Source organism: Pseudomonas sp. Marseille-Q1929 (assembly GCF_017316265.1).
Classification (GTDB): Bacteria; Pseudomonadota; Gammaproteobacteria; order Pseudomonadales; family Pseudomonadaceae; genus Aquipseudomonas.
The window spans coordinates 1-3,995 of the sequence record NZ_JAFLWU010000061.1; the positions used below are offsets into that span (position 1 = coordinate 1).

Genomic DNA, 3,995 nt, shown 5'->3' on the forward strand with positions numbered 1-3,995 from the left:
ACTGGCAGGGGGACTTCAACCGAAGTCACCAGTGTCAGATAATGGTTGCAGCTGAGAACCATGGCTTAGCGTACAAACATCTCAGTGCTCTGTGATTTCCCTTTATTTCGCATGACCCTTTAGTCACGCCTTATGGCATAATGCCATTATTGCTCATGGAGACTCATCTTGCGCTCGAACCTGCCTGTCACAACCGTTGAACAAATATTTCCAGTCCAGCAGCGATTGATCTCTGCTACGGATACGAATGGGAATATTTCCTATGTGAATGACGAGTTTATGAGAATAAGTGGCTATTCTCGTGAAGAGTTGTTGGGCAGTCCGCACAATTTGGTTCGTCATCCCGACATGCCTCCAGCTGTTTTCGGGCTGATGTGGGGCTATCTGAAGGCTGGCAAAAGCTGGATGGGTATCATCAAGAATCGCTGCAAGAATGGTGACTTCTATTGGGTCAGTGCGTATGTGACACCTATTCTCGAAGATGGCCGCTTAACAGGCTACGAGTCCGTTAGAGTCAAGCCGACTCGGGAGCAAATTGATCGCGCACAAAAGCTGTATGACCGGTTGCGTGCAGGTAAAAATTCCATTCCCCAAAATCGTCATTATGCGGCATTCATGAGGAGGATGGTCTTACCTGCAACTGCGGCTGCGTTGGCAATAGGTGCGGCTAGCGTGCTGCCAAGCCTGGCAGCACAAGCGGTAACTGCCGTGCTCTTTCTCGTTACAGGATGGTGGTCCTATACGCGGCTGGAACATCAGTTGAGTCATATCATGAAATGCGCCCCTGACGCTTTTTCAGATCCGATTAGCGCCATCACTTACAGCGATACGTATGGCCCTTCAGCGCAGTTGGAAATGATATTGATTAGTGAGGATGCACGCCTTAAAACCGCACTGACTCGGCTAAGCGATCTGGCCAGCCAAGTGGCTGAAGCCGCTGCGCATTCCTCCTTACTCTCGAACCAAACTGAAAATGCCTTGCTGGAGCAGCGAGCGGAAACGGACATGACGGCAGCCGCCATGACGGAGATGGCGGCCTCAATCAACGAAGTGGCAGGGCATGTTCAAAAAACCGCCATGGAAGCGCAAGCAGCAAATGAACTGGCTGAACAAGGTGATAAAGTCGCCGGTACTTCCCGTGAGGCCATTCAGTTGCTGGCCAGTACCGTCACGAATATCAGCACTGCTGTGGATTACCTTGCCAATGAAACCCAGCAAATTATGGCTGCTGCGGGGGTGATTCAAGCCATTGCTGATCAAACCAACCTACTCGCTCTCAACGCTGCAATTGAAGCGGCTAGGGCTGGTGAGCAGGGTCGTGGTTTTGCGGTAGTAGCTGATGAAGTCCGGGCCTTGGCCGCTAAAACCCGCGTATCGACTCAACAAATTCAAAACGTCATTGAAACCCTTAAAAAAGGCGCAGATGAGGCTGTGAGCATTGCCAAACTCGGTATTCGCGAGGCCGACCACGGTGTACAGCAAGTTATAGAGGCGCAGTGTGCTCTCCAAGGCATTCGCGATGCTGTTGAACGGATCAGTGGTATGAGCCAGCAAATGGCAGCCGCTTCAGAAGAGCAGGCTAGTGTCGCTGAAGATATTGCTCGGCAGATTAATAACGTAGCGGGAACGGTTGAGAGAACAGCGAAGAATGCTAACTCCGCCGTGATTCGTGGCCGCGAACTTGAAAGTACATCCCGTGGTTTAAACTCGTTGGTTGAACGGTTCAACAGGTAGTGACTTTATGACTATTTTGGTGAATTAGGTTTATATATGAGTGCAAGATACCGTGCAGCGGTGGATGCGGCAGCTATTTTCTCGGAAACCGATAAATCCGGAATAATCACCTATGTCAATGAACAGTTCTGTGATATTTCTGGCTATAGCGCACAGGAGTTGATTGGGCAAAACCACCGCATACTAAACTCAGGGCAGCATCCCCCTGAGTTCTTTATTGATATGTGGAAAAAAGTTTCACGTGGGCAGGTATGGAAAGGTGAAATTTGCAACCGTAAAAAGGATGGCAGCCTGTATTGGGTAGAGAGCACCATTGTACCCATGTACGATGATGCCAGCCAGCGGGTGCAGAAATACGTTTCCATTCGTTTCGATGTGACCGAAAAGCGGAAGTTTCTGGAAACCTTGCAATGGCAGGCTGAGCACGACGAGCTGACGGGTCTTCCAAATCGTTTTTTGCTGTCCAAAGCGCTTGATCAGGCTATTGTCAAAGCAAAGAGCCAGCCCAGCACGGTTGCCGTGGGCGTGCTTGATCTCGATGGGTTTAAGCAGATTAACGACCGCTATGGCCACGAGATAGGTGATCGTCTGTTAGTGGCGGTGGCTGATCGCCTGAAACATAGTATGCGTATCGAAGATACCGTAGCCCGTTTGGGAGGCGATGAGTTCGTGCTGATTTTGGGTGTGCGGGATCCCAAGGTGTTGGAAAGCGCCCTGCAGAGGCTTTTAGCTGCCCTTTCCGCCGTCTACATCATCGATGGCATAGGCATTAATATTTCCGCCAGTATCGGTGTGACGCTCTATCCAAACGATAATGAGAATGCCGATACACTGCTACGTCATGCCGATCAGGCTATGTATAAGGCCAAACAAAGTGGCCGTAACTGTTTCCATTTGTTTGATGTATCAAAAGATAAGATGGATAAATCAGCTTTTGATACCGTAATACGGGTTCGCCAAGCGTTACATGATGGTGAGTTATGCTTGCATTATCAACCAAAAATAAGTTTGAGCAGTGGGGCAGTGATTGGTTTTGAAGCACTATTGCGTTGGCAGCATCCGCGAGATGGACTTATATTACCGCAGTATTTTATACCGTTGATTGAGCAGAGCGATCTGATCGTGGAGATCGGCGAGTGGGTCATAGATCAGGCGCTCAGTCAAATAGAACAATGGGCGGACTTGGGTCATTCGTGGTCTGTGAGTGTAAACATTGCAGCATTACATTTGAAAAAAGAAAACTTTGTAAAGTCCCTAAAGTTTTTGCTGGACAGCCACCCTAATGTTTTGCCGCAGATGTTGGATATTGAGATTACCGAATCAGTGGTGATAGAACACTTATCACATGTCACTCAGTGCCTCATTGCTTGCCAGGATCTGGGTGTGACATTTTCGTTGGACGACTTTGGAACTGGGTATTCATCGCTGAGCTACCTTAAACAACTGCCCACGCAGTCAATCAAGATAGACAAATCTTTTATACGCGACATACTCATCGATAAAGACAGCTTGGGGCTGACTAAGGCGATCATCGGCCTAGCGAAATCGTTTAACCGCGAGGTTATTGCTGAAGGGGTGGAAACGGTTGAGCACGGAGTGTTGCTGATGAAGCTAGGTTGTGATGTAGCGCAAGGCTATGGTATTGCGAAACCCATGCCGGTAGAAAAAGTGCCATCTTGGGTGGCGAAGTTTGTCCCTGCTCATTTATCTAGAGGGGGTAATAGATAAACCGCACCGTCCACGAACTGATTGCGTCGTCGCAACCTAGTGGATTGAGCGGTTAATTCATTTATCCACCGGTAACGATATACTGTGCGTCCAATGCCATGGATTGGTTATGCGCATGGCTCGACCGACTTTCCCCATTCGCTCGAAATATATTTTTTATGATACACTATCCCAGCTGTTTTTTTCTGGAACAATGAAATAATTAATATTATCATAAACAACAAATCGATAATAATAAAGAGGATCATATATGTCGGATCAAGAGTTAATACTAGAGCAACTCCGTAACGTGAATTATGATAAGTTAAGCAAACAAGATATCGTAACAATGCTAGATGCAGGGGAACAGACTCTAGAAAATATGGCAGCATCAAGAAAAACTGCCATTGATATAATAGCAGAGGCAATGAACCAAACAAAGAATACGCTTGAGGCACTTGATTATTCTGGAAAGGTAGAAGCTGAAATCAGGAAAAATCTCAGCATACTGAGAGAGCTACTGATGACTGGCGATCTATAGCCCCCTAGACTGG

3 protein-coding genes are annotated in these 3,995 nt (G+C 47.7%); all 3 read left to right on the forward strand.

The features are described 5' to 3' along the window. Nucleotides 1-168: 168 nt before the first annotated feature. The 3 genes from J1G37_RS28885 to J1G37_RS28895 all read left to right on the forward strand — a co-directional run bounded on the left by J1G37_RS28885 (nucleotide 169) and on the right by J1G37_RS28895 (nucleotide 3,982). Nucleotides 169-1,734: a PAS domain-containing methyl-accepting chemotaxis protein gene (locus J1G37_RS28885; protein ID WP_047283017.1), complete on the forward strand. Its 1,566-nt coding sequence runs from the start codon at nucleotides 169-171 to the stop codon at nucleotides 1,732-1,734. 36 nt (nucleotides 1,735-1,770) lie between these two features. Beyond that, the gene (locus J1G37_RS28890) at nucleotides 1,771-3,462 is read left to right on the forward strand and encodes an EAL domain-containing protein (RefSeq protein ID WP_207047205.1); all 1,692 of its coding nucleotides are present in this window, start codon (nucleotides 1,771-1,773) and stop codon (nucleotides 3,460-3,462) included. Between the two features lie 250 nt (nucleotides 3,463-3,712). Further along, on the forward strand, nucleotides 3,713-3,982 hold the full coding sequence (locus tag J1G37_RS28895; RefSeq protein WP_003253606.1) for a hypothetical protein: 270 nt from the start codon (nucleotides 3,713-3,715) through the stop codon (nucleotides 3,980-3,982). Nucleotides 3,983-3,995 lie beyond the last annotated feature (13 nt).